Source organism: Bordetella genomosp. 4 (assembly GCF_002261185.1).
Taxonomy (GTDB): domain Bacteria; phylum Pseudomonadota; class Gammaproteobacteria; order Burkholderiales; family Burkholderiaceae_B; genus Bordetella_A.
On sequence record NZ_NEVQ01000001.1, the window covers coordinates 442,226 to 468,614 of the forward strand.

Here is a 26,389-nt window from a genome sequence, read left to right on the forward strand (position 1 = left end):
GTGAAATCGCTCCCGCCGGGGGCGCCGGACCAAAGGCACGGCCTTCGTCGTCTTTATTAACGACTTCTTTCTCTTTCGCTGATTTCAGAGACAGACCCTTCATGGTCACTTCCGATACTTTGCTTCAGGCCCTGCAGGCCGTCATTGATCCCAACACGGGCAAGCCCTTGGCCGAAGCCAAGGCGGTCAAAAACCTTCAGATCGATGGCGCCGACGTGGCGTTCGATGTGGAACTGGGTTATCCGGCCAAGAGCCAGATCCCGGCATTGCGCAGCGCATTGATTGCGGCGGCGAAATCGGTGCCGGGTGTGGGCAATGTGTCCATCAACCTGCGTTCGGTGATTGTGGCGCACGCGGCACAGCGCGGGGTGGCGCTACTGCCCAACATCAAAAACGTCATAGCGGTGGCGTCAGGCAAGGGCGGCGTGGGCAAGAGCACCACGGCCGTGAATCTGGCGTTGGCCCTGGCGGCCGAAGGCGCCCGGGTCGGAATTCTGGATGCGGATATCTATGGTCCCAGCCAATCCATGATGATGGGCATCAACGCCCGCCCGCAGAGCGAAGACGGCAACACGATGGAGCCCCTGGAAAACTACGGGGTGCAGGTGATGTCGATCGGCTTTTTAGTCGATGCCGACGAGGCCATGATCTGGCGCGGCCCGATGGCGGTGCAGGCGCTGGAACAGCTATTGCGCCAGACAAACTGGAAAGATCTGGATTATCTGGTGGTGGATATGCCGCCGGGCACGGGTGATATTCACCTGTCGCTGAGCCAGAAAGTACCGGTGACCGGGGCTGTGATCGTGACGACGCCTCAGGACATCGCCTTGCTGGATGCGCGCAAGGGCGTCAAAATGTTTGAAAAAGTCGGGGTGCCGATTCTGGGCGTGATCGAAAACATGGCGGTTCACGTCTGTAGCCAATGCGGTCATGCCGAGCATATTTTTGGATCGGGCGGAGGCCAGAAGATGGCGGCCGATTATCAGTTACCGTATTTGGGCGCCCTGCCCTTGGACATCAATATCCGCCTGCAGGCCGACGGCGGCCAGCCTTCTGTGATCGCGGATCCGGATGGCGAGGTCGCGGGTTTGTACAAGTCTGTCGCGCGCCAGGTGGCTGTGTCGGTGGCCGGCATGGCCAAAGACCATTCTTCGAAGCTGTCGGCGATTTCGGTCAGTCGAGCGAAGTAGGTAAAGCGTCATGAGCGATTCCTTGCCTGTCAGTCTGGATGTAGCGGTGGTGATGCGCAAGGAGCGCATTACCGGCCCCATGAGCCGCTGGCAGGAATGGCGCTGGGTGCTGGATGATGTGGTCGTCAACGAAACGGCATTCGGGCCGACGGCACGTCTTTTATATAAAGACGATGCCCAAGAGCGCTGGCTGCATCCCGGCTATACGGTGCGCTTGTTCAGAGATGACGCCGAAGGCTATGTGTTGAACGCGACGACGGCAGCGCCGTGCTGGTTTGTGCTGTGGCGTATGCATGATGCGGAAGACGGCGGCGAGCCCTACGCCCGGCCCGAAATCGTGACGCTGAGCTACCACGATGCGGGCCGCTGGCTGGATGCTCAGGAAACGGTAGAGCAGGTACCCGCGCCGCCGTCGGTGGTGCAATGGATGAATGCCTTTATTGCCGCGCATTATGTGCCCGAACCTAAACGGCGCAAGCGTCCGGCCAGTTTCCAATCGCTGCAGGACCGTTTTGGTAACCCTGCTTCGGTGTCGACTCTGAAGAAATTTCGCGGCGAGGGTTCGTCATGACGACGGACGATCGAAGCGGTTTTCTGCATCGCTGGTCCAGACGCAAGATCGAGGCTCGCGAGAGAGGAACTCCGGATGAAGACCGGCCGCAGCAGCAAGCGCCTGCGGCAGAAGCTGCGGCCGCAGGTGATCTGGCGACGCAGGATCCCGCTAGGGACGAAGTTTCGCAGCGGACATCTGCGGCCTCGCCTACAGAGGGCGTTTCTGAAACGGGCGACCGTGGCGCCGGGAGCGAGGAGCCGCCGTTGACGCTGCAGGACGTGCAGGCGCTGACCCGGGATTCGGATTTCGCACCATTCATGACGCGGCAGGTCGCGCCCGAGGTCAAAAACGCAGCTTTGAAAAAACTGTTTTCCGATCCGCATTACAACGTGATGGACGGGTTGGACATCTATATCGATGACTATTCGAACCTGGAGCCGTTGCCGGCGCCCATGTTGCGGCGATTGGTGAGCGCGCAGGCGCTCAAGATGTTTGAAGCCGACGTGGAGGATGGCGACAGCCCGCGCGCCGAGGGCGGGGAGGCAGACGTTAACGCGGCGGGCAGTAACCCAGGGCACGCAGCGGATCAGGCCGAGACGGAGGATAAGCGCGACGCAGAGCGTGAACAGGTGGCTTCTGAGGCAGACCCCGCAGCACCGGCAGACCCGACGGCACAGGCAGATTCAACAGTACACACAGACTCAGCAGTACAGGCGGCCGAATCAATTCCGGCCGTCAAATCATCCAGGTCATGATATGAATGCTTCTCGGTTCTTTTTCAGCATTGCGTCAGCGTAAACTCTTGTCGTTGGACCTTTTATTTTCTTGCGCTCATGACGACTTTAATCTGTGACTGCAACCGCACTATGCCGCTGGCTCCCGATGAGTTGAGCCGCGCGCTGGGTGAGCCGTTGGCGCCTCATTCGTTGCTGTGCCGCAGTCAGGCGGGCGATTTTCAGCAAGCGATCCGCGGTACGGATCAGGTCGTGGTGGCCTGTACGCAGGAAACACGGCTGTTCGGCGAACTCGGGCGCCGCACCGAAGGCGCGATCGCGCCGGTGCGTTTTGTGAATATTCGTGAGACAGGCGGTTGGAGCCGCGATGCCAGTCAGGCCATGCCTAAATTGGCCGCGTTGCTTGCCGCCGCCCATCTGCCTGAACCGGATCCGGTGGCCACGGTGACGTATCGCAGCGCGGGCCGCTTGCTGATCATCGGGCCGCTGGACCGTGCCGAGCAGGCGGCGGCGCTGCTGGACGATGTACTGGAAGTCACCTTGTTTGCAGATGGCCACGGTCATGCAGGCGGTACGCAGGCACGTCAATACCCTGTGCTCGCGGGCAGGCTCGATCGTTTGCAGGGCAGGCTGGGCGCGTTTGAACTGTCGTGGTCGCAGCACAATCCGATTGATCTGGATCTGTGCACGCGCTGCAATGCGTGTGTGGCCGCCTGTCCAGAAGGTGCGATCGGTCTGGATTATCAAGTGGATCTGACGCGTTGCACCGGGCATCGAAGCTGTACGGCGTCCTGTACGGTGGCGGGCGCGATTGATTTTCAGCGTCCGCCGAGGCAACTGACGGAAACCTTCGATCTGGTGCTGGATCTCGGCGCGACGCCGCAGTTTCGCCGTCATGAGCCGCCGCAGGGGTACTTCACCTGGCCCGACAATACGCCGGGGACATTGCTGAAACTGCGCGAGATGGTGGGCGAGTTCGAAAAGCCCAAATTTTTCGACTACAAACAATCTCTGTGCGCCCATAGCCGTAACGAAACGGTAGGCTGCCGGGCTTGTGTGGATGTGTGCTCGGCCGAGGCGATCAGCAGCGACAAGCATCATCAACGGATTGTGGTGGACCCGCATTTATGCGTGGGATGTGGCGCCTGCACGACCGCGTGCCCGAGCGGAGCACTGTCCTACACGTATCCGCGCAATCCCGATCAGGGGCTGAAACTGCGCACGCTGCTGGGGACGTATGCCCAGGCCGGCGGACGCCACGCCGTACTGCTTTTGCATAGTCAGCAAGCTGGCCAGAAACTGGTCGAGGCGCTGGGCCGCGCGGCGCAGTTGAAGCAGGCGCACGGCGTGCCTGCCAATGTGATTCCGGTTTCGCTGTGGCATACCGCCGGCGTAGGAGCGGACCTCTGGTTGTCGGCTATTGCGTTTGGAGCGGCCCAGGTGGCGGTATTGCTGACAGGCGAAGAGGCGCCGCAGTATCAAGAGGCCCTGAGGGCCCAGATGGACATCTCGCAGCGTATTCTGAATGGCTTGGGCTATACCGGGCAGCATTTGCATTTGCTGCACGCTACCGAGGTCGGGGCACTGGACGGCGCTCTGCAGGAAGTGGCGAGCCGGCGGCCTACTGCGCCCGCCGAGCCAGCACGTTTTGCGGTAGCACCGGAAAAAAGAACGACGCTCAGTCTCGCGCTGGATCATTTGGTGGCCTTGGCGCCCGAGCCTTTACCGGAGGCGATCGATCTGCCTGGCGGCGCACCTGGCAGTGGATCGCCGTTCGGTGCGGTCACGGTCAGCGCCGATGCCTGTACGCTGTGTATGAGTTGTGTGAGCGCCTGCCCGGCCAACGCACTAAAAGACAACGCGCAGCTCCCGCAATTGCGTTTTATCGAGAAAAACTGCGTGCAGTGCGGCCTGTGCGAGCAGACCTGCCCCGAAGACGCGATTCAGTTGGTCCCACGGCTATTGCTGTCCGAGCGCCGCAAGGAGGCCGTGGTTCTGCATGAGGCCCAGCCATTCCATTGCGTTCGGTGCAACAAGGCCTTTGGTACGCAAAAGGGCGTGGAAACCATGTTGCAGCGTCTGGGTGGACACGCGATGTTCCAGGGGGCGGCGCTGGAGCGCTTGAAAATGTGCGGCGATTGCCGTGTTATCGACATGTATTCGTCTCCCAACGAGGTCCGCATTACTGATCTATGACGATTATTCCGCCTACTGCCACCGAACCCGCCAGCCATGACGAAGACTTTGCGCGGGCAGAAATCTATAGCCTGCTGGCGCACTTGTTCTATGCACCGCCTGCGCCAGAGTTGCTGGCACAGCTGCGCAACGCCGATGATGATGATTCGGACAGCGTGCTGGCGCCTTCGTGGAACGCCTTGCTCGCCTGCGCGCGCGAACTGGACGTGACCGCCATACAGGCCGAGCACGATACGTTGTTCGGGGGAGTCGGCAAACCAGACGTTTATTTGTTTGGATCGCATTACCTCGCGGGTTTTCTCAACGAGAAGCCCTTGGTCCGCTTGCGCGATGACCTGGCTGCTTTGGGCCTCACGCGTGATCCTGCCATGCCGGAAACCGAAGACCACATCGCTTATTTGTGCGAGGTCATGCGTTTTCTGATCACAGGCGCGGATGCCGACACGTCGAATCTGGCCCGGCAACGAGAGTTTTTTTCGGCGCACATCCGACCGTGGGCAGACGATTTGTGCGCTGCAATCGTGCAGCAACCTGCCGCACGATTTTATGCGCGCTTGGCCGAATTTTTCCGGGATTTCAACAACATAGAGGCACAGGGCTTCGACATGCTGCCTTAGCTTGGGCGTGTTGCAGTCCGGAAGGCACCTTTTTATGTTGCGAGGCCAATAGCCACACTATGGAAAGGGAATTGGCCTTTGTCCGTTATCGCGGTACAGTATGCAAAGAGTTTCATATCTAGTAGCCCCGGAGGGGATCGACATGTCACAAAAGAATCCTCGACTTTCGCGCAGGATGTTTTTGGCCGGCGCAGCCACAGCGGGTGCTGCGGCTGCTGGGGCGGCTGTCCTGCCTGAGAACCGCCAGACTGCTCAGACCCAAGCGGACGCCAAGCCGGCGCCCAAGACTGGGGGCGGCTACCACCTGAGCGAACACGTCAAGCGCTATTACAAGACCACCCTCGTGTGACGGAGTCCGGCATGTTGCTGACCAAGAAAACCGCTGCCGCGCGCGATAGCGCGGTGGAATCCAATTTTGTGCAAAGCCTGCGTCGGGGGCTATCTCAGGCTTTGCCTACCATGGATCGGCGCACGTTTCTGCGTCGTTCAGGTATAGGCGTCGGCGCCGGGCTGGCCGCTGCGCCCCTGGCGTTGGTGAGGCAGGCGGATGCCGCGCAGACCAAAGAGGTCTTGATCGGCAAGACGAAAACGTCCGTGCGTCGCACGGTCTGTTCGCACTGTTCGGTCGGCTGTGCGGTCGACGCCGTCGTGGAAAACGGCGTCTGGGTACGGCAAGAGCCTGTGTTCGATTCGCCCATCAACTTGGGGGCGCACTGTGCGAAAGGCGCCGCCCTGCGCGAGCACGGCCATGGTGAGCACCGTCTGCGTTATCCGATGAAGCTGGTCAACGGCAAGTACCAGCGCATCAGCTGGGACACCGCGCTGACCGAAATCTCCGAGCAGCTACTGAAGCTGCGCAAGGACAGCGGGCCGGATTCCATTTACTGGATCGGCTCGTCCAAGCATAACAACGAGCAATCGTATTTATTGCGCAAGTTTGTCAGCTATTTTGGCAGCAACAATTGCGATCACCAGGCGCGCATCTGCCATTCCACGACGGTTGCCGGCGTGGCCAATACATGGGGCTATGGCGCCATGACCAACTCGTACAACGACATGCAGAATGCCAAGGTCGCTTTGTACATTGGGTCTAATGCGGCCGAAGCGCACCCCGTGTCGATGCTGCACATGCTGCACGCGAAAGAAACCGGCTGCAAAATGATTGTGGTGGATCCGCGTTTTACGCGGACCGCCGCCAAGGCCGATCAACACATTCGCATCCGGTCGGGTACGGACGTGGCTTTCTTGTTTGGCCTGCTGTATCACATCTTCAAGAACGGCTGGGAAGACCAGGCCTACATCGATGCGCGTGTCTACGGCATGGATCAGGTCAAAGCCGATGTATTGGCAAAATGGACGCCGGACAAGGTTCAGGACGTTTGCGGTGTCGACGAAGCCACCATGTATGGCGTGGCCAAGTTAATGCACGAGAACCGGCCCGGTACGTTGGTGTGGTGTATGGGGCAGACGCAGCACTCCATCGGTAATGCCATGGTGCGCGCGTCCTGTATTGTGCAGCTGGCGTTGGGAAATATCGGCAGATCGGGCGGCGGAGCCAACATTTTCCGCGGCCACGATAACGTGCAAGGCGCCACGGACGTGGGTCCCAACCCGGACTCACTGCCGGGATACTACGGCTTGACCGAAGGCTCGTGGAAACACTTCGCCAACGCATGGGGTGTCGATTACGAGTGGATCAAGAGCCGGTATGCCTCGCCGGAGTTGATGACCAAACCTGGCATCACCGTATCGCGTTGGATCGACGGCGTGCTGGAGAGTCCCGAGGTACTGGATCAGCCTACCAACCTCAAGGCCGTCGTCTATTGGGGCCACGCGCCCAACTCGCAGACGCGCGGGTTGGAAATGAAACGGGCCATGGACAAGCTAGATCTGCTGGTCGTCGTGGATCCTTATCCGTCGGCGACAGCGGCCATGGCGGCCATGCCTGGCAAACCCGAAGAGCTCAATCCGAATCGCGCGGTTTATTTGCTGCCGGCTGCGACGCAGTTCGAGACCAGCGGTTCCTGTACGGCCTCGAACCGCTCACTGCAATGGCGCGAAAAGGTCATCGAGCCGCTGTGGGAAAGCCGCAGCGATCACATGATCATGTATCAGCTCGCCGAGAAACTGGGTTTTGGCAAAGAGTTCGTCAAGAACTACGCGCTGCAAAAAGTCAACGGCATGGACGAACCGGTGATCGAGGACGTCCTGCGCGAGATCAATCGCTGCTGCTGGACAATCGGGTACACCGGCCAGAGTCCCGAGCGCTTGAAAGCGCACATGCGCAATATGCACGTGTTCGATGTGAAGACGCTGCGCGCCAAAGGCGGCAAGGACGCCGAGACAGGCTATGACCTGACGGGTGATTATTTCGGCTTGCCGTGGCCCTGCTGGGGCACCCCCGAGATGAAGCACCCGGGGACGGCGAACCTGTACGACACCAGCCTGAACGTGATGCAGGGGGGCGGGAATTTCCGCGCGAACTTCGGTGTCGAGCGTGATGGCGTGAGCCTGCTGGCCGAAGATGGCTCGCATTCGAAAGGCGCCGATCTGACGACAGGCTATCCCGAGTTCGACCATGTGCTGCTCAAGAAACTGGGTTGGTGGGGAGAGCTGACCGATGCGGAAAAGACCGCGGCCGAAGGTAAGAACTGGAAAACAGACCCTTCAGGCGGGATCATCCGTGTGGTGATGAAGAACCATAGCTGCTATCCATTTGGCAACGCCAAGGCCCGCGCCGTGGTGTGGAATTTCCCGGATCCGATCCCGCAGCATCGCGAGCCCATCTATGGCACGCGTCCGGACCTGGTCGCGAAATATCCCTCGCACAACGATCTGAAGACATTCTGGCGCGTGCCGACGTTGTACACGTCGCTGCAGCAAAAGAACGTCGCGGACAAACTGTACGAAAAATTCCCGATTATTTTGACGTCGGGCCGCTTGGTCGAATACGAGGGCGGGGGCGAAGAGACGCGTTCCAATCCATGGCTGGCCGAGTTGCAGCAGGAAGCTTTCGTCGAAATCAATCCAAAAGCGGCAGCAGATCGCGGCATTCAGAATGGCGATCGGGTATGGGTGCATACCCCCACGGGTGCACGCCTGAACGTTCAGGCGTTGGTCACACCGCGGGTGGGTCCCGACACGGCGTTTATGCCATTTCACTTTTCGGGTCATTGGCAAGGACAGGACATGCTGGCCAGCTACCCGGAAGGCGCGGCCCCGATTGTGCGTGGCGAAGCCGTCAACACGGGCACCACGTACGGGTATGACTCCGTCACGATGATGCAAGAAACCAAAACCACGATCTGCAATATCGCAAAGGCTTGAGGAGAGCGTTATGGCGAGAATGAAATTCGTCTGCGATGCAGAGCGTTGTATTGAATGCAACAGCTGCGTCACGGCCTGTAAGAACGAACACGAAATCCCGTGGGGCGTTAACCGCCGCCGCGTGGTGACCTTGAACGACGGCGTACCCGGCGAGAAATCCATCTCGGTTGCCTGTATGCACTGCAGTGATGCGCCGTGCATGGCGGTCTGTCCGGTGAATTGCTTTTATCGCACCGAGGAAGGCGTGGTCCTGCACAACAAGGACACCTGTATCGGTTGCGGTTATTGCTCGTATGCCTGTCCGTTCGGCGCGCCGCAGTTCCCGTCCGAAGGGGCGTTCGGCGTGCGTGGCAAGATGGACAAATGCACGTTCTGCGCGGGCGGACCCGAAGAGCACGGCAGCGCTGCCGAGTTCGAAAAGTATGGCCGCAACCGCCTGGCCGAGGGCAAGCTGCCAGCGTGCGCCGAGATGTGTTCCACCAAGGCTCTGTTAGGCGGCGATGGCAATGTGGTGGCGGATATTTTCCGTACGCGCGTGTTGCATCGTGGCAAGGGCGCCGAGGTCTGGGGCTGGGGCACGGCCTATGGCTCGCAACAGGCTGGTCAACCGCCTGCGCAATCGCAGCCGGCGACGGACACAAAGGGTAAATCATGAGCGCACGTTTCGCCTTTGCCGTGATCAGTGCTCTGGTGCTGTCGGCCTGTACAGAGGCGCCACAGGAAATGCACCCCAACGCGGGTCATGGCGCGCCCGAGTATGCAGGCACCGGCAGTAATTTTGTCGCGCCGGGTTGGAAGCAGGGTGACAAGACCAGTTGGACCAGCGAGATGACCGCACGAACCCAGCGCGGGCAGAACGAGTACAACAAACTTAACTGACCGGAGATCGCCATGTTACGGTCATTTTCCCAAGGTAAGAAACGCCTCCTGGGGGCTTGGGGAGCGCTGTGCGCGGCGATGCTGACGACAGTCGTATTGCTCGCGCCTGCGGCAGCCCAGCAAGCCGCTCCCGCCGGCGGTGGGCTGGGTGGTATCCAGAGCGCCAATATTTTTGAGGTCAAGCCTGATGCCAATGAGCAGCCGGGCTACGCCGAGCAGACCAATGCCGAGCGGGCCAAAGTGCAGCCCGGCAATAACGCACCCATGTGGCGCCAGGTCAATTCCGGCGAGCCGGGATATAGCAGCTTGCCGCATAGCCAGGCGCCCGAAGCTGGCGTGCTGATTCAGCGCTTTGTGCAATATCCGGGATCGCAATACACCACGGCTGGTGAAGCCTGGCGGCAGGTGCGAAATAACTGGCTGATTCCCTATGGCGGCGCATTGCTGCTGATTGCATTCGTGGCGATCGCGCTGTTCTATGTGGCCAAAGGGCCGATCAAGGTCCACGGCGCGGAAACGGGCCGCAAGATCGAGCGTTTCACGTATTTCGAGCGTGCCGCGCATTGGGTGAATGCGGCCGCATTCGTCATCCTGGCCTTGTCCGGCATCGTGATGGCGTTTGGCAAGTTTTTCATGTTGCCGTGGATGGGCTCAGCCATCTTTGGCAAGCTGACCTGGTTCTTGAAAACCGCGCACAACTTCGTCGGCCCCGTGTTTGCCGTGTCCCTGATCGTCGTGTTGTTGACCTTTGCCAAGGACAACCTCTGGCGCCGTTACGACTGGACGTGGTTGCGCAAGGGCGGCGGTTTGTTGCGCCCTCAGCATGTGTCGTCGGGACGTTTTAACGCTGGTGAAAAACTCATGTTCTGGGGCGGCATGCTGTTCCTGGGCATGGTGGTCGTGGTGTCCGGCCTGTTCCTCGACCATGTCGTGCCGGGGCTGGCATATACGCGCGGCAATATGCAGATTGCCCATATGGTTCACGGGGTGTCGGTGACCCTGATGATGTGCATGCTGCTGGGGCACATTTATCTGGGTACGATCGGAATGAAAGGTGCATTCAAGGCCATGCAGACCGGGTACGTCGACGAAACGTGGGCGCGCGAGCACCATGACGTCTGGTACGACGACATCAAGTCGGGCAAGATCCCGGCGCAGCGCAGCGCCGATCGAGCGTCGAGAGGGCGTAGCCAAGCGATGGTACGGCCGACATCGGGGTCACATTGAACAAGCGAGTGCTTGCGTAAAAAGGTCTTGCGCAAGCAGGTCCGAGCCATGCGTGACATGGAAAGAGAGGACGGATGAAGACGAAATTCGCAGCATGGTCATTGGTGCTGGGAGCGTTGAGCACGCAAGCCGCATGGGCGGCAATGAGTGCGCAAGACGAGGCCAAGGCCGCAGAAGCCAAAGCCAAGGCCGCCTGGAGCACCAAGGTGGCCGCCTATCAATTGTGTGCGGCGCAGGATAAGGTCGCAGAGCAATATCGTGCACGCTTGAAGGCGGCCGGCAAAGATGCGCCCGAGCCGGTGGCCACGCCTGCCTGTTCAGATCCGGGGCCGTTTGCGTATGTACCTGCGCAACCGCCGCAGGCCCGAGAAGGCTCTGGGGCGCATTCCCCGGCAGAAACGGCATCGCAGCCACCGAGTTCCCCCCAGCCCGATAATGCCGGCAAGCCGCTAGCTAAGTGAGCGTAGCCCCGTTGTTGCCCCGACTGACCCAGGCAAGTGCGCCGTTGACCCGCGAGGTGACGGTCGTAAACGAGTTTGGCGCTGCCGAGACGGTATCCATTCCGGCAGAGCGGCCTTTGACGATTTATGTCGATCGGCGCGAGATTGTGACCCTGATGACGTTAGGCGCCATGCCCGAGCTATTGGTGCTGGGGTACTTGCGTAATCAACGTTTGATCCGCGAGGCCGGCGACGTACTGTCCATCATGGTCGATTGGGAGGTCAATGCCGCAGCGGTTGAAACGCGCCACGGCATTACGGATATCGATGCCAGGACTGCGCAGCGTGTGGTGACGACCGGCTGCGGACAGGGCAGTGTATTCGGCGGCCTGATGCAGGAGTTGGATCAAATCCAATTGGCCGAGCATGCCCAGGTGACACAGACCGAGTTATATGGCCTGCTCAATGCCATTCGTCTACAGGAGACGACCTATAAGTCGGCAGGCTCAGTGCATGGCTGCGCACTGTTTCGCGGAGCCGAGATGCTGATGTTTGTCGAGGACGTGGGACGCCATAACGCCATCGATACTTTGGCTGGCTGGATGTGGATGCAGCCCTCGTCCGAGCAGCGCGGCGACGACAAGATCTTTTACACGACGGGGCGGTTGACCAGTGAAATGATCATGAAATCCGCGCAGATGGGCGTGCCGGTCGTGGTGTCGCGCAGCGGGATGACCCAGATGGGATACGAAATCGCACGGGATCTGGGATTATGTGCGATTGGCCGCGCCATCAATCGGCGTTTTGTTTGTTATACCGCGCCTGAACGTCTGGTGTTGCAGCCGGAATTGGCAGCGTCGCGTGTGGCGGGCGATAGCCTGAGCGCTGCAGGCAGATCCTGATTGCCAGCGCGACGCCTATGTCGGCGTCTCAGGCAAACAAAGGTGTGCGTCAACTCACCTTGCGCACAGCGCGTTTTGTTGGGCGTGCTTGCGGGTGTGTTTTTTGGGTATTGAATGTCCACCATGGCAATACCCGTTTCATCGAGAGAACTTGGCCGCTTTGCAACGGCCCGTAGCCCGGCATCGCGGACAGCGCTGCCTGCCATTGCGGGCTGCGTAGAATGGCAAGCAGAGCCTGCGTAGAGGGCTGATCCAGGGTCGATTTGAGACAGACCAGGAAATAATTTTCCTGTACCAGCGGGACATAATCCAATGCATGTCCGCGCACGGCGGGCTCGATGCCGAGGCCGGCATCTGCATGGCCACTCGCAACGGCGTGAGCGACTGCGTTATGCGAGGGCTCCGTGCGTTCGTAGCCATTGATTGCCGCTGCCGGGATGCCCGCTTGTTCCAGCAGCTCGTCAAACAGGACGCGGGTGCCTGTACCGAGGGCGCGATTCACATAGCGCACGTCAGAGCGGCGCAGATCGGCCAGGGCGCTGATGCGTTTGGGATTGCCGCGCGCGACGATCAGCCCCTGGCTGCGTTGGGCAAAGCCGATGATTTTGTGCAGCCCTGGTTTGAGCAGAGGCTTGTAGATGCGTTCGGTCAGCGAGCCCGGCACGGGGTCCTGCCGCGTATGAAAACCCGCAATGACGCAACGCCCCTCGTTGAGCCCGCGGATCGCATCGACGCTGCCGGTATAGCGGATGTCCAGATAGAGTTTGTCGCTGGTAACGGCGTGCTCGCGCAGCGCGCCCAAGGCATCGTCATGACTGGCGTACAACGGCACCACGTGAGCTGCGTCGTCAAACGCCATGGCGAAGGCGCGCTCTAGATCGGCGCGCAGTGCGTTGATCTGCGGAGCCAGCCGGGCTTGTGCCTGGCGTTCGGCCCACAGCAATTTTTCACCGAACTCGTTCAAGCGCGCGGGCTGCCCCTTGTCCCAGACGATGAGGGTGCGGTCCAGAATCTGTTCCCATCGTTTGAGCTCGCCCCATACGTGGCGGTAAGACAGCCCTAGCGCTTTGGCGGCGCCCGAGATTGAGCCGTGTTCGCGCACGGCGAACAGCAAGTCCATCAGCGCGTTGCCGATGACGGAAGGGCCTGCCGACGTGGCGCCCAATTGGTAGGAGAGGTCGATACGATGCACGACGGAAGTATGCCCTAAATGCGCGTTGGGGGCGGTCCTCTGCAGATAGTAAGCCATGCCTATGCAAAAGTATTCATATGGTGAGCGGGGTTTTGGTGAGATACCCTCAGCACATTGCGCGGTTCGGCTCCGTATGCCTCATGCCGTGCGGCCGTAAATCCAGATAGAAAAATGACATTGTGTTCTCTGCTCGCCTTCCATGAATACCGTTTCTGAAAGCATATCGACGGCTTTTGAACTGATCATCTCAGCTGATCCGGTGCTGCTGTCCATCGTGTTGCGTTCGCTCGCGGTGAGCGCCTGCGCCTGTGCGCTGGCATGCGCAGTAGGGATGGTGGCCGGCGCATGGCTGGCGGTCGCACGGTTTCGTGGCCACGGGTTCGTGCTGGTGCTGTTGAACACCTCGCTGGCATTGCCGTCCGTGGTGGTGGGGTTGGTGGTGTATTTGCTGCTGTCACATTCCGGTCCTTTGGGATTTCTGGGCTGGTTGTTTTCGTTTCAAGCCATGGTGCTGGCCCAAGCAGTACTGGTTTGCCCGGTTGTGACGGCGCTCGTGCGTCAAACGATTTCCGATGCAGAGCGGCTGCACGGCGAGCAATTGCGCTCGCTGCGCGCGCGTGAGTGGTTGCGTGGCCTCTTGCTGGTCTGGGATGAGCGTTTTGCGTTGTTGACGATTGTGATCACAGGCTTTGGCCGCGCGATTTCTGAGGTCGGCGCCGTGATGGTGGTGGGCGGAAATATCGAGGGCTACACACGCGTGATGACCACTGCGATTGCATTGGAAACCAGCAAGGGCGATTTGCCGTTGGCGCTGGCATTGGGACTGTTGCTGTTGTGCGTGGTGTTGCTGTTGAACATGTTGGCCGCGGTCGTTCGGCGTTGGCGCGAGCGGCGTGATGCGGGGTTATCGGGTTTATTTGGCCGGGTGGGGGCGGGCACATGACTCGCGCATCGCCTTTCAAGACCTTGTTTGATCTGCGCGATGTGGACGTGGATTTCGGCAGCGTGCAGGCCCTGCGTGCGGTGTCCCTGACGATACGGCCGGGAGAGTGCGTGGCGCTGGTGGGCGCGAACGGCAGCGGCAAGAGCACGCTGCTGCGCGTGTTGCATTGCCTGCTGCAACCCTCGCGCGGCCAGGCTTTATGTGTGGCGCGCAAGCACCAGGCCATGTTGTTTCAACAGCCATATATGTTGCGCATGTCGGTGCTGAACAATGTGGCCTTGGGGCTATGGTTGCGTGGCATGCGTTGGCGCGATGCTCGCGCGCAAGCTGGTCCTGCATTGGCCAGAGTCGGTATGGAGGACCTCGCCGCACGCAGTGCCAAGGCCCTGTCCGGCGGACAGCAGCAACGATTGGCGATGGCGCGCGCCTGGGCCCTGAAGCCGGATGTGCTGTTGCTGGACGAGCCAACGGCCAGCCTGGACCCCCACGCCAAGCGTGAGGTCGAGCAGATGATGCATGACTTCGTGCAACCGATGGTGGCGCCAGATGAGGCCCCTGATGTGCCAGACGAACCACAGCGCCGGCCCGCGATGGTGTTCAGCAGTCACAACCTGGGCCAGGTCAAACGGTTGGCGCAACGCGTGATTTATTTAGAGCGTGGCCGGGTGGTGGCCGATTTGCCCGTTGACGAATTTTTTCACGGCTCGCTGCCCGAAGCAGCCAGTTTGTTCCTAAAAGGAGAACGCCTATCATGACACTCTCGACTCTATTGCGACGCGCCGCGATGCCGGCATTGTTTGTCGCAGCCACGTGGGCAGCACCGGCGGTCCAGGCAGCAACCATTGTCATGGCTTCGACTACCTCCACTGAGCAGTCAGGCTTGTTCGCGCATTTGTTGCCTGCCTTTAAAAAGGCCAGCGGTATTGACATCAAAGTTGTTGCGCAGGGTACCGGTCAGGCATTGGATACCGCGCGTCGTGGCGACGCCGATGTCTTGTTCGTGCACGATCAAGTTGCCGAAGAAAAGTTCGTGGCCGAGGGCTACGCCACTAAGCGTTATCCCGTCATGTACAACGATTTTGTCTTGATTGGGCCGGCTGACGATCCGGCAGGAATCAAGGGCAACGATATCGTTCAGGCCCTGAGCAAGCTGGCCAAGGACAATGCGTCTTTTGTCTCTCGGGGCGACAAGAGCGGCACGCATGCTGCCGAGCTGCGATTCTGGAAAGCAGCGGGCGTCGAGGACATGGGCAAGGGCTATAAAGCCTGTGGTTGCGGCATGGGGCCGGCGTTGAATATGGCTTCGTCGATGGGTGCTTATGTTTTGTCGGACCGTGGCACGTGGCTCAGCTTCAAGAACCCTGGCAATCTGAAGATCCTGGTCGAAGGCGACAAGCGCTTGTTCAATCAGTATGGTGTGATGGTGGTCAATCCCGCCAAGTTCCCGCACGTTAAAGCCAAGGACGCCCAGCAGTTCGTGGATTGGGTGACATCGCCAGCGGGGCAGGACACCATTGCCAGCTACAAGGTCAACGGGCAGCAGTTGTTTTTCCCGAATGCGGAGAAATAAAGTGGAGCCTCTGCTATTTGCTGCATGTCAGCAGCCGCGGATGATTTAACGGTGCGGGGCTTGCATCGCGGATAGAGGGCATGGCAGTCAAATCAGGCTCGATGAATTCGAGCCTGTTCTTTTTGCTGTCGCTTATTCCTGGGCGCTTTGTACCACCATGTCCAACACGTACACATAGCGCGACGCGTCGGCTGGCACCGGGTTGCGTTCATAGCGTTTTACGCGTAATACGTTACGTACGCCCGGCTGATGGGTATAGCCTTCGATTTCGCTGTAAAAAGCCTGCCATTCGCCTCGACCGGTCTGAATGCCATTGGCATCGTATTGCACTTCGCGCACCCGCAGGCATTGCATATTGGGGATGACGGGGTGCGAGCAACGCATACGCTGCGAAGCGATCTCCAGGAACTGTATTTCGCCTGTGCCACCATAGCGGGTCTCGTCGGTGGGGGTGCCCGTCAGCGTCCATTGCGCGCCATCGGCAAAGCCTAGCGTCAATAACGGCCCAGTCGGGCTCTGCGTGATCTGCCAGGTGGAGGCTTGCGGCAAACGTTGGCCAAAGGCATGTTCGTATTGCATGAGCGCACTGTCGTTGCAGGCCATCATCGTGCCGGCGGCGCCCGAGATTTTGATCTTGTTCGCATCCAGGCTATAGCCTGCGCCCAGCCGGTTGCACAGGCCAGACACGGAGAGGCGTTGATCCTTGAAACTCAGGCGCAAAGGCGCGCCATCGCGCGTTTTGGGCGGCGCCCATTCGGTTTGTGCGGCGCCGTTGGCATCGCGGGCAGCGGTCAAGTCCCAGTGATAGGCCGAGAGCGTTGATGCGGTGGTGTTTGTGTCCGTAGTGGGCGCACCAGTGGTAGACGTTGTGTTCGTGTTCATCGCGCAAGCACTCAGTACGCTGACCGTGGCAGCAAGTAATAAACGAGAAAGCAAAGTGTTCAATGGCATGGCGCGTGGTCCTGATAAAGCAAGTTCAAGGCTTGATTATGGACTGAATTGATGCGGATAGCTGGCATTGACAGGAATGCCGTGTGAAGAAGCGCTACGTCGTGATGATTTGTGTAATACGCAGGTGATTTGTGTAACGTTCACCTTGTTTGCCAGACGCCAGAGCTGCCACGGCGATGGCTGTCAACCAGATGCGTGTCTATCATTCCCGTGGCTTCCATCAATGCGTGCATGGTGGTTGGCCCGACAAAAGCAAAACCTCGCTTGCGCAGGGCTTTGCTCAGTGCAGTGGACGCCTCCGACACGGTAGGGATTTCCGCCAGCGTGCGGGGAGCAGGGGTTTCTGCCGGTTGAAATGACCAGATGAAATCCACCAGTCCGCCGTCGGCTCGCAGTGCGATCGTCGCAGCGGCGTTGTTGATGGTAGCCAGGATTTTCGCCCGGTTGCGTACGATGCCGCTATCGGCCATCAGGCGTTCGACGTCTTTTTCACCGAAAGCCGAGACGACATCGGGATCGAACTGGCGAAACGCAGCACGAAACGCCTCGCGTTTGCGCAGGATCGTCGCCCACGACAAACCCGATTGAAAACACTCCAGGCTCAACCGTTCGAACAAACCATGCTCGTCGCGTACGGGCATGCCCCACTCGGTATCGTAGTACTGGCGCATTAAGGGATCTTGCGCGGCCCAGGGTGGGCGCGCCAAGCCGTCTTCACCGATGATGACGCCGGTGGGTGAGTTCATCTGTTGCTCCGGAAAACTGCGGCATGCATGCTGGAAAAAAGGGCAGCGGCCATGCTGCCCCACGGAATAATAAAACGTCTACGCGGCTGTGGCGCTGTGTTCGAGGCCCAGCAGCAATTCCTTCGCCGGTAATCCTCCGGCAAATCCGGTCAGTGCTCCGGATGCGCCAACGACACGATGACAAGGCGCGACGATCGAGATCGGATTGCGTCCGTTGGCCGCTCCAACGGCACGCACCGCTTTGGGCCGACCGATTTGCGTCGCGATGTCGCGATAGCTGCGCGTCTGGCCGTAAGGAATGGTCAGCAGCGCAGCCCAGACTTGCTTCTGAAACTCGGTGCCGACGAAATCCAGCGGTAGTTCAAAGCGTTCGCGTCGCCCTGCAAAATATTCTGCCAATTGCTGCTCGGTCTTTAGCAGAATGGGGTGCTGGGTGTTCTCTTGCATCGGCCCCAGGCGTACACGGCCTGGCCGGTCGTTTTCCCACAAGATGGCAGCCAGGCTGGCATCCTTGGCGACGAGCGTCAATCGGCCCACGGGAGAGGCGATGGTCTTGTAGGCATAGGACATGATGGTTCCTTTCACGGAGGGAGCGGATCTAGGTTAGCGGTGAGCTCGGCTGTGCCGGATGCAGAGCATCGCTTTGCTGTATCACCATGTCTGTAGTCTAGGGATCGCGCCCCAACGGTGCACTCGTATTCTTGCCGTCGAACTTGGTTTTCACGAACTCTGCCGATCGGGCGGGAAAGGCGTCATTGCGTTTTATACAAGAAAATCATGGAAATAAATAATTCTCATTTATAAAATGGTGGTTCTTTGTCGAATCTACAGGGGACGCGAATGGACGGCGTGATCAGTACGGTCGAGGCTCTGGAGTCTCAGGTGGGCGCGCGTGCAGAGGCTGTAGACCTGAAGGTGATTGATCATCTGGATGCACATGCGCAGCGTTGGCTGGCCGTTTCGCCGTTGGTATTCGCGGGGTTCAGCGACACACAGCAGATCGAGGTGACGGTGGCTGGCGGCAGTCCGGGGTTTGCGTCCGCATCCGGCGCGGGCCTGTTGCGTATTCCGCGTGCGGCGCTGGATGAGCCGCTTTATGCCAAAGTGGGGCGCGGGGCAGGGTTGCTGTTCCTTATTCCGGGCCTGGGTGAGACTTTGCGGGTGAATGGCGCGGTGGAGGCGGTGACCGGTGATGATGTGGTGATTGCGGTGCATGAGTGCTATGCCCATTGCGCAAAGGCATTGCTGCGATCGGCATTCTGGTCAGCTGACGAACCGGCTGCGCAAACGGGTATCGACAATCTGCCACGCTTGCTGGCGGTGTGCCGCTTTATGGCCCTGGCGACAGCCGATGCCGAATTGCGCACCGATTTGAGTCCGAAGGGTGATCCCGCGGGCCTGTTGATGCAGGGGGACTCAACGCAGCTTTGTTTTGCCGATCGTCCCGGCAATCGCCGTACGGATAGCATGCGCAATATGCTGGTACGGCCGCAGGCAGCCATCATGTTGCTGGTGCCCGGGTCTGCCCAGGTCGCCGTGGTGAAAGGTCGTTCGCACATGACGGCGGACACCGCATTGAGGCAGAGATTCGAAGTGCAGGGCAAGGTTCCAAAGGTCGTGACCGTATTGGAGTCACCACACGTCATACTGCGAGAGAGCGCTGCGTTGTTGCGAGCGAGACCGTGGATGACAGCGTCGGCGCCAGAGGACATTGATCCTGCCGCGGTCTTCGCCGCGCACGTCAAACTGAATAAGACTCGTGGCTTGAGCGCGGCGATTGCGCGCGGGATGGTGTCTATTCCCGGGCTGATGCGTAAAGGGCTGGAGCAGGATTACAAACGGAATATGTATTGATCCGCACCTGGTTATACGTAGAACCCGCAGTGTGACAACTGCGAATATCTTGGTGTGACGATGCTGTGTACGCTTGTTTTTTTTGCATGCGTATACAGGAGTCCCTCTTGCGTGAAATATTCGATTGCGCTGTTCTGATGACCCCCGGCCATGAGGGCTGGGTACGGGACTGGGTTGATAGCCATCAGGGACAATTCGGCCGTTTGCGGCTGTACGTCCTGGATGTCGCCGGTCTAGACGCCGGGGCGCCCGCCGACACGCAGTGGCTGTCACGGGCTCAATTGGCATTGCGGCGCTTTGATGGCTGTATATTGCCGGTGGCACCTGAGTCGCTTTCGTGGGTGCGCACCGTGTTGGCCAGTGCTGAGGCGAGATTGCGCATTCCGCTGATCGCCGTCGTTTTCGATATCACGGCGCCAGGCATATTGGATCTGCTGTCGCTGGGTGTTGCCGATTTTGTGCGGGCGCCAGTCTGTGCCGACGAATTGCGGGCGCGTCTGGTGCATTGGCACCGCCAGGCGCGGCCACATGGGCTCACAGAGTCTGCGACGGCGCTGTCGTTGATGTCGTCGCCGGCTCCGGTATCGGAGGCGGACCGGACCCTCCGGCCTCGCAACAGACACCCCAGCGGGTCCATACAGGAGCCTTTTCGCGTCTACGGCGGTCTGCCGGGCAGCAAACCCCTATCAACCAGAAAGAAATCGCCTCGGCCTGCTACCGAAAACGATGTCTTTGACATCGGTGCGATCGATCAGCCATTCCGTCAAGCCAAGGCCCGGATGGTAGAGGATTTCGAGTGCGCCTATTTGCGCCATGCTTTGTCCCGCCATTCGGGGAACGTTGCTCAGGCTGCGCGGGCGTCCAGCAAGCACAGGCGCGCGTTCTGGGCGCTGATGCGCAAGCATCGCATTGATGCCGCTCATTATCGCGATAACGCCTCTCTGCCTGAGCCGCCGGCCTGATTCGGACACGGTGTACGGCAGCATGCTGGCGCAGATCAGGCAGGTGACCGCGCGGTATGCGCCTAGGCAGTAAAATCACGGCTTCCGAAATCGAAGGATAGCTGTGTCCGCTGCTCCCCTGAAGAACGATGTGTTTCTGCGCGCCCTGTTGCGCCAGCCCGTCCCCTATACCCCCGTTTGGCTGATGCGCCAGGCGGGGCGCTATCTGCCCGAGTACAACGCGACGCGCGCGCGGGCCGGCTCGTTCATGGGACTGGCACAAAATCCCGATTACGCCGCAGAGGTCACGCTGCAACCCTTGGCCCGTTACGACCTGGATGCGGCCATTCTGTTTTCCGACATCCTGACGGTGCCGCATGCCATGGGCCTGGGGCTGGATTTCGCTCCGGGCGAGGGGCCGCGTTTTGCGCGGCCGCTGCGCACCGAGGGCGATGTGGCGCAGCTCGCGGTGCCCGATATGGATTCACTGCGTTATGTTTTCGACGCTGTGACGGTCATCCGTCGAGAACTGGATGGCAGAGTTCCCCTGATCGGTTTTGCAGGCAGTCCCTGGACTATCGCTTGTTACATGGTCGAGGGGCGTGGCAGCGCCGACTATCGCCTGATCAAGACCATGCTGTATTCGCGCCCGGATTTGCTGCATCGCATCCTGGATATCAATGCTCAAGCGACCCAGCAATACCTGAACGCCCAAATCCAGGCGGGGGCGCAGGCCGTCATGTTGTTCGACAGTTGGGGGGGAGTGTTGGCCGATGGCTTGTTCCAGCAGTTTTCGTTGGCTTATACCCGCAAGGTCGTATCGGGCTTGATCCGCCAGCATGAAGGACGCCAAGTGCCTGTCATCGTCTTTACCAAGGGTGGTGGGCTCTGGCTCGAAGATATCGCAGCCTGCGGCTGTGATGCCGTGGGACTCGACTGGACGGTGAACCTCGGACGGGCTCGCCAGCGTCTCGGCGATGCCGTCGCCCTGCAGGGCAACCTCGACCCGATGACATTGTTTGGTGGCAGCGAAGCCATCCGGGCCGAAGTCCGGCGCACGCTGGACGCTTTTGGCCCGGTAGGCGGGGGCGGGCATGTCTTCAACCTGGGGCATGGCATCTCGCAGCATACGCCGCCTGAGGCGGTCACCGCTTTGGTGGACGAGGTGCACGCTTACAGCCGGTTGTTTCACGCTTAAGTAAGTGTCCGCTAGCGCGCGAAAGGCCTAGTCTATGCGCTGCTCGCTGAGACTTGTGCACAGCAGCGAAATCCCCTCGGGCAACACCAAAAATTTGGGATAAATTCTTGAATGTTTTTATAAGTCCTTGAATTTAAAATAAAAATATAATGTCAATAGGCTGCGGGCATTTATTTTTATATTAAGCACCTTGACAGGAAATCAAGTTATTGGATGTTTTTCCCCAAAGTTATCCACAGGCTGTGTGATTCGAGGATGTTTCACGCAGATTTGACAGCTTGTTAGCTCAGAAATCGAGAATTCACTTTAAGTTGTCCACGTCTATCGCCATGCTTTTGATACCCGCCGCTCATGTCTGACGCACCGGATGGCCTCCGTCTCGGCGCCGGGTTCTGGGTGCGCGTGGCACTGGATGTCCCGCTGCCGGGGCCTTTTGATTATCGCGCTCAGGCCGCTGTGCCGGTCGGCGCGCGGGTCATTGTGCCTTTTGGCCGTCGCAAATTGGTGGGCGTCGTTGTGGATAATCCTGCCGAGCCCTCAATTGACCCGGCTCAGGTGCGCGAGGTAGAGCAAGTCCTGGAAGATTTGCCCCCCTTGCCCGCCGATTGGCTGCGGTTGGCGCGGTTTGCGGCCGATTACTATCAGCGGCCGCTAGGCGAAGTCATGTTGCCGGCCATGCCGCCGCCGTTGCGCAAACCCTCGGCTTACCAAGGTAAACGATCCGGACAAGGCCCGGTGGCGCGTTTGGATGCACGCAAGGCCAAGCGCGTTGTCGCCGCGGCCACGCCCGATCAGGCACCTGTACTGAATGAGGACCAACAGGCAGCGGTAGATACCGTTGCCGCGCTAGAAGGGTTCAGGCCTGTTTTGCTGCATGGGGTGACTGGCAGCGGCAAGACCGAGGTCTATCTGCATATTGCCGAGCGCGTGCTGGCGGCGGGACGCCAGGTCTTGTTGCTGGTGCCCGAAATCAATTTGACGCCGCAGCTCGAGGCGGCAGTGCGGGCACGATTGGAATCGGTGCTGGGCATTGATGGCCTGGCCGTGATGCATAGCGGGCTGTCGGACGGCGAACGCGTGCAGGCTTGGGCCCGTGCGCAACGCGGCCAGGCGCGCATGTTGTTGGGCACACGGATGGCGATTTTCGCGCCGCTGACCGAGTTGGGCCTGATCGTGGTCGACGAAGAGCACGACGCCTCGTACAAACAGCAGGACGGTCTGCGGTATTCCGCCCGCGATCTGGCAGTATGGCGGGCGCGTGATCAAAATGTCCCGGTGGTGCTGGGCTCTGCCACACCATCGCTGGAGAGCTGGTACCACGCCGGGCGCAACCACTATTTGCGTCTGACGCTGCCGGGCCGCGCGCGGGCGAGCAGCTTGCCCGCGATTCGTTTGATAGATACCCGCCGCCTGGCGATGCGTCAGGGGATGTCGCCACAACTGATCGATGCGATCAGTCAGCGGCTCGAGCGTGGCGAGCAATCGCTGGTGTTCCTGAACCGTCGCGGTTACGCACCCGTGCTGCATTGCGCCTCTTGTGCCTGGGTCAGTCATTGCCCTCGCTGCTCGGCCTTTACCGTGTTGCACCGAGCAGTAGGGCGCGGCAATCGATTGCATTGCCACCATTGTGGCTATCAGGCGCCTGTGCCACGGGCGTGCCCGGAATGCGGCGATCAGGATCTTGAACCCATGGGGCGCGGAACGCAGCGTGTCGAAGAACATCTCGCAGAGCTCTTCCCCCAGGCGCGGATTTCGCGTATCGATGCGGACAGCACGAGGCGTAAAGGCAGTGCCCAAGCTTTGTTCGCAGCCGTGCACGCGGGCGAGGTCGATATCCTGGTGGGCACCCAGATGGTGGCCAAGGGACACGATTTTGCGCGATTGGGCCTGGTTGGCGTGTTGAATGCCGATTCGATGTTGTTTGCCCACGATTTTCGGGCGCCTGAGCGGTTGTTCGCTCAACTGATGCAGGTTGCGGGTCGCGCCGGCCGTCATGCCAATGGAGGCGAGGTCCTGATTCAGACTGGCTATCCCGAGCAGCCCGTGTATCAGGCCTTGCTGCGTCACGATTATGCGGGCTTTGCTCGTCATGCCCTCGAAGAACGCGAGACAACGGGGCTGCCGCCGTTTGCATATCAGGCGTTGTTGACGGCCGAGGCGCGCGAGTTGGCGCAGGCACTGGCGTTTCTGCAAGAGGCTCGTGATGTTGCCGAGCAGGGCGGTTTTTCAGGCGTGTCATCGTTGACGCTGTACGATCCTGTACCGCTGCGGGTGGTACGTGTGGCCAATATCGAGCGCGCGCAGTTGTTGCTGGAAAGTACGAGCCGGCCAGCCTTGCAAGCGTTTTTGACGGAATGGTCGGGACATTTGCCGGCGCTCGCGTCACAATCGCGTGTCCGGTGGCAATTGGAAGTCGACCCTCTAGAGATTTGATTTTTTGTTTTCTATGTCTGATAGCGCACCCATAGGCCATGGCTTGAATCCCGCTCAGAAAGAGGCGGTGCTGTACCTGGACGGACCATGTCTGGTCCTGGCGGGGGCGGGCAGCGGCAAGACGCGTGTGATCACACAGAAAATTGCGTATTTGCTGCGCGAGTGCGGCTATATGGGGCGCAACGTTGTGGCATTGACGTTCACGAACAAGGCCGCGCGCGAAATGGACGAGCGTCTGCGCACCTTGGTCGATCGGAAGCTGGCCAAAGGCCTGACTATCAGCACATTCCATTCACTCGGCGTCAAGATGCTGCGCGAAGAGGCCCGTCATGCGGGGCTCAAGCCCCAGTTTTCGATTCTGGATGCGGATGACGCCATGGCCATCATCCAGGAACTGCTGGTGACCACGGATCGTGGCCGTCTACGCACTGTGCAGTCGACGATTTCGTTGTGGAAAAACGCCTTGCTCAGTCCGGATGATGCGGCACGCGTTGCTGCGACGCCAGCTGAATCAGAGGCTGCGACGGTATATCGTCATTACGCGGCGACGCTGGCGGCCTATCAGGCAGTGGATTTCGACGACCTGATTCGTATCCCCGCGCAGTTGCTCGATAGCAATGAGGAAGTCCGTACGCGTTGGCAAAATCGCGTGCGCTATTTGCTCGTCGACGAATACCAGGATACCAATGCCTGTCAGTATCGCCTCGTGCAGTTGCTGTGTGGCGACCGGGCGATGTTTACCGCCGTGGGTGACGATGATCAGGCCATTTACGCATGGCGCGGCGCCACCATGGAAAATCTGGCCAAGCTCACGACGGATTACCCGCAACTCAAGCTCATCAAGCTCGAGCAAAACTATCGTTCGGTGCAGCGTATTCTGGCCGCGGCCAATACGGTGATCGAAAAAAACCCAAAGCTGTTCGAGAAAAAACTCTGGTCAGATCTGGGGGTGGGCGAGCCGATCGTGGTGTCGCCTATGGATAATGATGAACACGAGGCCCAATCGATCGCGATGAAGATTTCGGCGTCGCGTTTTGAGCGTCAGGCGCAATGGAAAGATTTTGCGATCCTGTACCGGGGCAACCATCAGTCGCGCATTTTGGAACAAGCGCTGCGCAATCTGAAAATCCCGTACACGATAGCGGGCGGGCAGAGCTTTTTTGACAAGGCCGAAATTCGCGACATCCTGGCGTATCTGCGCTTGATCGCCAACGACGATGACGACCCCGCTTTCATTCGTGCTGCTACGACCCCCAAACGCGGCATTGGACAGGCCACGTTGCAGGTCCTGGGCCAATACGCGGCGCAACGCGAAGTTTCTTTGCTGGCGGCTGCAGCCGAGTCTGGGTTGGAGAGCCTGCTGCAGCCCCGCCAGCTAGAGTCATTGCGAACCTTTGCGGAATACATTCGACGTCTGCAATGGCGCGCGGGGCGTGGCCACACGGATGGCACGGGCTCTCCTGAGCCTGCAGGCGCGATTCTGGACGACATGCTGGGCGCGATTCAATACGAGCGCCATCTGTACGACACGCTGGAGGAAAAACCCGCGCAGACGCGCTGGGAAAACGTGTTGGAACTCACCGGTTGGCTTAAACGCAAAGCCGAGGAAGACGGCATGTCACTGTTTGATCTGGTGCAGCACGTCGCCTTGATCACCATGCTGGAACGCGGCGAAGAAGAAGAGCCCGACGCTGTCAAAATGTCGACACTGCATGCATCAAAGGGATTGGAATATCCCCACGTTTATCTGGCGGGTGTGGAGGAAGGTCTGTTGCCTCACCTCGGCAAAGACGACGAGGATGGCGATCCCGCGCGCGCCGCGGAAAACCTGGCCACGCGGATCCAGGAAGAGCGTCGCTTGATGTATGTGGGGATCACACGCGCACAACGCAGTCTGCATCTGAGCTGGTGCAAAAAACGTCGCCGCGCACGGGAGGATATCATTCGCGAGCCTTCCCGCTTTATCGAGGAAATGGGGCTGGGCGACGTGCGTGTCGAAGAAGATGACGCGACACGTGCGATGAGCCCTAAAGAGCGATTGGGGATGTTGAAGGCACTGCTGAAGAAGTGACTGCGCGGCGGAGTTTGCCGGGGGTGAGTGATTGGTCGGCTGAATCTGCTTGCTCAGGCTTGAGGTTTAAGTTGGTGAGGGGGGCGTGTTTGTTGGACGTCGAGCCGAGGCAATCGGGCCGTGCGGGCTTCACAAAGCCGGTCCGGCGCGCGGGCGCCGGACATCGTGTTCGCTCGTCTCGTCCGCGCCTTCGCGCTCCCTTCGACGTCCGCTCCACTCGGCTTTGAGGCGCCCGCACGGCCCGATTGCCTCGGCTCGACTCGCAGTCATTCAAGCTCATCACATCGCTGGCACGGCTCTCTTGCTTGGCATTTTTCTGCCGTCGCGTTGGCAAAGAGGAAGATCTTGCAGGGCTGCTATTCGCGCGTGCCCTGCACACGCGCGAATAGCGATCGGTCCGGGCATGCGGCGGGGTGGCGTGTTGC

The 26,389-nt window shown here is 59.8% G+C and carries 23 protein-coding genes and 1 pseudogene; 20 read left to right on the plus strand and 4 right to left on the minus strand.

Features of this window, described 5'->3' with window-relative positions; genetic code table 11:
* Positions 1 to 101: 101 nt before the first annotated feature.
* The 12 genes from apbC (at position 102) to CAL20_RS02115 (ending at position 12,065) form a co-directional block, all read left to right on the plus strand.
* Positions 102 to 1,190 (plus strand): iron-sulfur cluster carrier protein ApbC, encoded by a 1,089-nt coding sequence (apbC, locus tag CAL20_RS02060; RefSeq protein ID WP_094837048.1) that lies wholly within the window; start codon positions 102 to 104, stop codon positions 1,188 to 1,190.
* Positions 1,191 to 1,200: 10 nt separating this feature from the next.
* Entirely contained in the window at positions 1,201 to 1,761 is a 561-nt protein-coding gene (locus CAL20_RS02065) for a DUF3305 domain-containing protein (protein WP_094819606.1), read from the plus strand.
* Positions 1,758 to 2,498, plus strand: coding sequence for a DUF3306 domain-containing protein (locus tag CAL20_RS02070; RefSeq protein WP_094837049.1), 741 nt, complete (start codon positions 1,758 to 1,760; stop codon positions 2,496 to 2,498). Before CAL20_RS02065 ends, CAL20_RS02070 begins: the two co-directional genes overlap by 4 nt.
* A 78-nt stretch (positions 2,499 to 2,576) precedes the next feature.
* Positions 2,577 to 4,673 (plus strand): 4Fe-4S binding protein, encoded by a 2,097-nt coding sequence (locus CAL20_RS02075; RefSeq protein ID WP_094837050.1) that lies wholly within the window; start codon positions 2,577 to 2,579, stop codon positions 4,671 to 4,673.
* Positions 4,670 to 5,290, plus strand: a complete 621-nt coding sequence (locus tag CAL20_RS02080) for a TorD/DmsD family molecular chaperone (protein ID WP_094837051.1) — start codon at positions 4,670 to 4,672, stop codon at positions 5,288 to 5,290. The genes CAL20_RS02075 and CAL20_RS02080 overlap by 4 nt, the downstream gene beginning before the upstream one ends.
* A 142-nt stretch (positions 5,291 to 5,432) precedes the next feature.
* Complete coding sequence (locus CAL20_RS02085) at positions 5,433 to 5,639, plus strand: twin-arginine translocation signal domain-containing protein (RefSeq protein WP_094819642.1); 207 nt, start codon at positions 5,433 to 5,435, stop codon at positions 5,637 to 5,639.
* 11 nt (positions 5,640 to 5,650) lie between these two features.
* On the plus strand, positions 5,651 to 8,617 hold the full coding sequence (locus CAL20_RS02090) for a formate dehydrogenase subunit alpha (protein WP_094837052.1): 2,967 nt from the start codon (positions 5,651 to 5,653) through the stop codon (positions 8,615 to 8,617).
* A gap of 10 nt (positions 8,618 to 8,627) precedes the next feature.
* Complete coding sequence (gene fdh3B / locus CAL20_RS02095) at positions 8,628 to 9,272, plus strand: formate dehydrogenase FDH3 subunit beta (protein WP_094819611.1); 645 nt, start codon at positions 8,628 to 8,630, stop codon at positions 9,270 to 9,272.
* Positions 9,269 to 9,496 (plus strand): hypothetical protein, encoded by a 228-nt coding sequence (locus CAL20_RS02100; RefSeq protein WP_094819612.1) that lies wholly within the window; start codon positions 9,269 to 9,271, stop codon positions 9,494 to 9,496. Before fdh3B ends, CAL20_RS02100 begins: the two co-directional genes overlap by 4 nt.
* Before the next feature lie 12 nt (positions 9,497 to 9,508).
* Positions 9,509 to 10,723, plus strand: coding sequence for a formate dehydrogenase subunit gamma (locus tag CAL20_RS02105; protein WP_094819613.1), 1,215 nt, complete (start codon positions 9,509 to 9,511; stop codon positions 10,721 to 10,723).
* A 74-nt stretch (positions 10,724 to 10,797) separates the two neighbouring features.
* A complete protein-coding gene (locus CAL20_RS02110) occupies positions 10,798 to 11,184 on the plus strand; it encodes a hypothetical protein (RefSeq protein WP_094819614.1) in 387 nt (128 codons plus the stop codon).
* Positions 11,181 to 12,065 carry a formate dehydrogenase accessory sulfurtransferase FdhD gene (locus CAL20_RS02115; RefSeq protein ID WP_094819615.1) on the plus strand — a complete coding sequence of 295 codons (885 nt, stop codon included), beginning with the start codon at positions 11,181 to 11,183 and terminating at the stop codon, positions 12,063 to 12,065. The genes CAL20_RS02110 and CAL20_RS02115 overlap by 4 nt, the downstream gene beginning before the upstream one ends.
* A gap of 49 nt (positions 12,066 to 12,114) precedes the next feature.
* Here CAL20_RS02115 and CAL20_RS02120 read toward each other — a convergent pair whose 3' ends face one another.
* Positions 12,115 to 13,257, minus strand: a complete 1,143-nt coding sequence (locus tag CAL20_RS02120) for a substrate-binding domain-containing protein (RefSeq protein WP_094837070.1) — start codon at positions 13,255 to 13,257, stop codon at positions 12,115 to 12,117.
* Positions 13,258 to 13,456: 199 nt separating this feature from the next.
* On the opposite strand from CAL20_RS02120, the gene CAL20_RS02125 reads away from it, so the two are divergent.
* From CAL20_RS02125 to CAL20_RS02135, 3 genes are read left to right on the plus strand one after another with little or no spacing between them, the layout of a single operon-like run.
* Entirely contained in the window at positions 13,457 to 14,200 is a 744-nt protein-coding gene (locus CAL20_RS02125) for an ABC transporter permease (protein ID WP_094837053.1), read from the plus strand.
* The gene (locus CAL20_RS02130) at positions 14,197 to 14,955 is read left to right on the plus strand and encodes an ABC transporter ATP-binding protein (protein WP_094837054.1); all 759 of its coding nucleotides are present in this window, start codon (positions 14,197 to 14,199) and stop codon (positions 14,953 to 14,955) included. Before CAL20_RS02125 ends, CAL20_RS02130 begins: the two co-directional genes overlap by 4 nt.
* A complete protein-coding gene (locus CAL20_RS02135; RefSeq protein WP_179266607.1) occupies positions 14,952 to 15,770 on the plus strand; it encodes an extracellular solute-binding protein in 819 nt (272 codons plus the stop codon). Before CAL20_RS02130 ends, CAL20_RS02135 begins: the two co-directional genes overlap by 4 nt.
* 132 nt (positions 15,771 to 15,902) lie before the next feature.
* Here the strand turns inward: CAL20_RS02135 and CAL20_RS02140 are convergent, their stop codons facing one another.
* From CAL20_RS02140 to CAL20_RS02150, 3 genes and pseudogenes are all read right to left on the minus strand, one after another.
* Positions 15,903 to 16,721 carry an META and DUF4377 domain-containing protein gene (locus CAL20_RS02140; RefSeq protein ID WP_094837055.1) on the minus strand — a complete coding sequence of 273 codons (819 nt, stop codon included), beginning with the start codon at positions 16,719 to 16,721 and terminating at the stop codon, positions 15,903 to 15,905.
* 140 nt (positions 16,722 to 16,861) lie between these two features.
* Positions 16,862 to 17,467, minus strand: a complete 606-nt coding sequence (locus tag CAL20_RS02145; RefSeq protein ID WP_094819619.1) for a DNA-3-methyladenine glycosylase I — start codon at positions 17,465 to 17,467, stop codon at positions 16,862 to 16,864.
* An 84-nt stretch (positions 17,468 to 17,551) separates the two neighbouring features.
* Positions 17,552 to 18,037, minus strand: a pseudogene (locus tag CAL20_RS02150) (methylated-DNA--[protein]-cysteine S-methyltransferase); the annotation flags it as partial.
* 270 nt (positions 18,038 to 18,307) lie between these two features.
* Here CAL20_RS02150 and CAL20_RS02155 point away from each other — a divergent pair.
* The 5 genes from CAL20_RS02155 to CAL20_RS02175 all read left to right on the plus strand — a co-directional run bounded on the left by CAL20_RS02155 (position 18,308) and on the right by CAL20_RS02175 (position 25,964).
* Positions 18,308 to 19,321, plus strand: a complete 1,014-nt coding sequence (locus CAL20_RS02155; RefSeq protein ID WP_094837057.1) for a pyridoxamine 5'-phosphate oxidase family protein — start codon at positions 18,308 to 18,310, stop codon at positions 19,319 to 19,321.
* Between the two features lie 107 nt (positions 19,322 to 19,428).
* Complete coding sequence (locus CAL20_RS02160; RefSeq protein ID WP_176456429.1) at positions 19,429 to 20,283, plus strand: helix-turn-helix domain-containing protein; 855 nt, start codon at positions 19,429 to 19,431, stop codon at positions 20,281 to 20,283.
* A 103-nt stretch (positions 20,284 to 20,386) separates the two neighbouring features.
* Positions 20,387 to 21,460, plus strand: a complete 1,074-nt coding sequence (gene hemE / locus CAL20_RS02165; RefSeq protein ID WP_094819623.1) for a uroporphyrinogen decarboxylase — start codon at positions 20,387 to 20,389, stop codon at positions 21,458 to 21,460.
* Between the two features lie 351 nt (positions 21,461 to 21,811).
* Positions 21,812 to 23,893 carry a primosomal protein N' gene (locus CAL20_RS02170; protein WP_094819624.1) on the plus strand — a complete coding sequence of 694 codons (2,082 nt, stop codon included), beginning with the start codon at positions 21,812 to 21,814 and terminating at the stop codon, positions 23,891 to 23,893.
* A gap of 13 nt (positions 23,894 to 23,906) precedes the next feature.
* Positions 23,907 to 25,964 carry a UvrD-helicase domain-containing protein gene (locus tag CAL20_RS02175; protein ID WP_094819625.1) on the plus strand — a complete coding sequence of 686 codons (2,058 nt, stop codon included), beginning with the start codon at positions 23,907 to 23,909 and terminating at the stop codon, positions 25,962 to 25,964.
* Positions 25,965 to 26,389 lie beyond the last annotated feature (425 nt).